This is a genomic window from Pseudanabaena sp. CCNP1317 (assembly GCF_034931345.1).
Classification (GTDB): Bacteria; Cyanobacteriota; Cyanobacteriia; order Pseudanabaenales; family Pseudanabaenaceae; genus Pseudanabaena; species Pseudanabaena galeata.
This window is the reverse complement of the sequence record NZ_JAYGIF010000042.1, coordinates 1-2,891: the sequence shown is the minus strand read 5'-3', so window position 1 is coordinate 2,891 and position 2,891 is coordinate 1. Positions and strand designations below refer to the sequence as shown.

At 45.7% G+C, this 2,891-nt stretch carries 1 protein-coding gene; it reads left to right on the top strand.

All coding sequences use genetic code 11. The features are described from left to right. Window positions 1–251 precede the first annotated feature (251 nt). Window positions 252–2,264 carry an NAD(P)H-quinone oxidoreductase subunit 5 gene (locus tag VB775_RS10180; protein ID WP_281007830.1) on the top strand — a complete coding sequence of 671 codons (2,013 nt, stop codon included), beginning with the start codon at window positions 252–254 and terminating at the stop codon, window positions 2,262–2,264. Window positions 2,265–2,891 lie beyond the last annotated feature (627 nt).

The following is a 2,891-nucleotide window of genomic DNA, read 5'->3' as shown; positions in this document are numbered from 1 at the left end:
CTAATTATAGCATAGATAACTTCTATTGATTCGAGAATCGCTCAATTTGTTTCTGGCTCACTTTCATCCCGTCACTCATCCTTGTATACGGATAGAGTGCGGGACTTCTCGTTCGCGTTAGTTAAATCTTTCTAAATTTTTAGATTAATAAGTAATAATGCTCATGGTTAACACATCGCTCTTGAACGCCCTGTAGTAAACTAACCTATTAAAAGCGTCTCTACAATAAACTTTGCGTTCAAACGCGACCTATGGACTTTGCATATCAATACGCATGGCTGATTCCCTTGCTGCCACTTGCTGCAGCACTGATTATCGGCACAGGGCTGATTACCTTTAACAAATCTACCAACAAATTGCGATCGCTTTGGTCTGTCCTCAGCGTATCCGCCACAGGCGGCGCAATGGTGATGGCAATTAACTTACTCTGGAGTCAGATCCAAGGGCATGACCCCTACCTCTACACCTTTGAGTGGGCGCAAGCAGGTGCATTTCATCTGAATATGGGATTTGTGATCGATCACCTGACTGCACTGATGTTAGTGATCGTCACCACCGTCGCTTTCTTGGTGCAGATTTACACCGATGGCTACATGGCTCATGATCCCAGCTATGTCAGATTCTATGCTTACCTAAGTTTATTCACCTCCTCCATGCTGGGCTTAGTCGTTAGCCCCAACTTGGTACAGATTTATATTTTCTGGGAACTCGTGGGGATGTGTTCCTACTTGCTAATTGGCTTTTGGTTCGATCGCAAAGGTGCAGCCGATGCTTGCCAAAAAGCCTTTGTAACTAACCGCGTTGGTGACTTTGGACTGCTACTTGGGTTGCTTGGTCTGTATTGGGCAACTGGTACGTTTGAATTCACAGAAATGGGAGAACGTCTCAGCGAATTAGTCGAATCAGGAGCCATCAGTGTCGCTCTTGCTACTCTATTCGCAATTCTCGTTTTCATGGGACCTGCTGCTAAATCTGCCCAATTTCCCCTCCATGTGTGGTTACCTGACGCTATGGAAGGTCCTACACCAATTTCGGCTTTGATCCATGCGGCGACGATGGTTGCTGCTGGGGTATTCCTAATTGCGCGGATGTTCCCCGTATTTGAAGAAATTCCTGCGGTGATGAATACGATCGCTTGGACAGGAGCCTTTACAGCATTTCTGGGAGCAAGCATCGCCATCACTCAAAACGACATCAAAAAAGGCTTGGCTTATTCCACCGTATCCCAGTTGGGATACATGGTAATGGGTATGGGCGTTGGCGCTTACGGCGCTGGCTTATTCCACCTGATGACCCATGCTTACTTCAAAGCAATGATGTTCCTCGGTTCTGGTTCCGTTATTCACGGCATGGAAGAAGTGGTGGGACATGATCCCGATGTTGCTCAAGATATGCGGGTGATGGGTGGCTTACGCAAATATATGCCGATCACGGCGATCACCTTCTTCATCGGTACTCTGGCGATTAGTGGTATTCCTCCCTTTGCTGGTTTCTGGTCAAAGGATGAAATTCTTGCCTCTACTTTCAAAGCTAACCCTGCTCTTTGGGCGATCGGCTTTGCTACAGCGGGGATCACTGCTTTCTACATGTTCCGCATGTACTTCACCACCTTTGAAGGCGATTTTCGCGGTACTGACAAGCAGCTCTTAGCCATGGTTAAAGCTGAAAACTCAGTTGGCAAAGAAGCTCAAGCTGACGATGGACATGGGCATCATCATGCCAGTAAGCCCCATGAATCGCCAATCACCATGACTTTCCCTTTGATGGTCTTGGCAATTCCTTCGATGGCGATCGGTTTAGTTGGTACGCCCTTGGGTAATTACTTCGAGTACTTTATCCACACACCATCGGAAAAAATCACTGAAGTTCCTGTGGAAGGCTTTACCCCTGAATTCCTATTAATGGGTGGAAGCTCTGTTGGTATTGGTTTGATTGGGATTTCCCTAGCAATCTTGATGTATTTGCAAAAGAAAATCGATCCCAGTGCGATCGCCAAATCCATCGAACCTCTCTACAAGCTCTCGAAGAACAAATGGTACATCGATGAAATTTACAACACGATCTTCGTGGTTGGTTCTCGTCGCTTAGCTCGTCAAGTGCTAGAAGTTGATGCCAAAATCGTTGATGGTGTAGTTAACCTTGCTGGTTTTGTGACTGTAGTTACTGGCGAAGGCTTGAAGTACTTTGAAAATGGCAAAGCGCAATTCTATGCTCTGGTCATTTTTATTGGTGTTCTCGGTTTTGTAATCGTGAGTTCGATTTAATTTCTTTCTGATTTATTAATTAAACGTGAGTTCGATATAGCCATTAGCGTCGTGCTTCGCACGACGCTAATGGCGAAAAATGGTAAGAATCGCTTAGCGATTCTTACCATTTTTCGCTTTCGTCGAACTGATGACGTTAATTAACCTCAGTTCGGGTTAATTTCAAACTATCTCCTAGATAGGGAACCCTATCTAGGAGATAAAACAGTAAAAGCCTCGCAAAGCGAGGCTTTTACTGTTTTATCTCCTAAAATTTTGTAGCTTATTCCGAACTCACGTTATGGTAAGAATCGCTAAGCGATTCTTACCATTTTTCGCCATTTGCGGCGTGCGAAGCACGCCGCAAATGGCTATATCGAACTCACGTCACGTTGATATAGCGTTTTTCAAGCAAGCGAGGTACAAAGGTTTGTTTCCCCCCGCCGAAGGCGGGGGAACAAACCCGTACTTCACCAGACTGAGTAAACGCTATAGGCGATCGCTTTTTGATAATTTAGTGAAGTGAACTACCAGACGCTGACCGCTTAGGCGGTACAGAGCTGGCTTCCTGATTCAACGGGGATAGCGTCCAACAAAACCGAAGTTTTACCAGATCGACTTACATCTCCTCCACAGGCAGACTCGCTA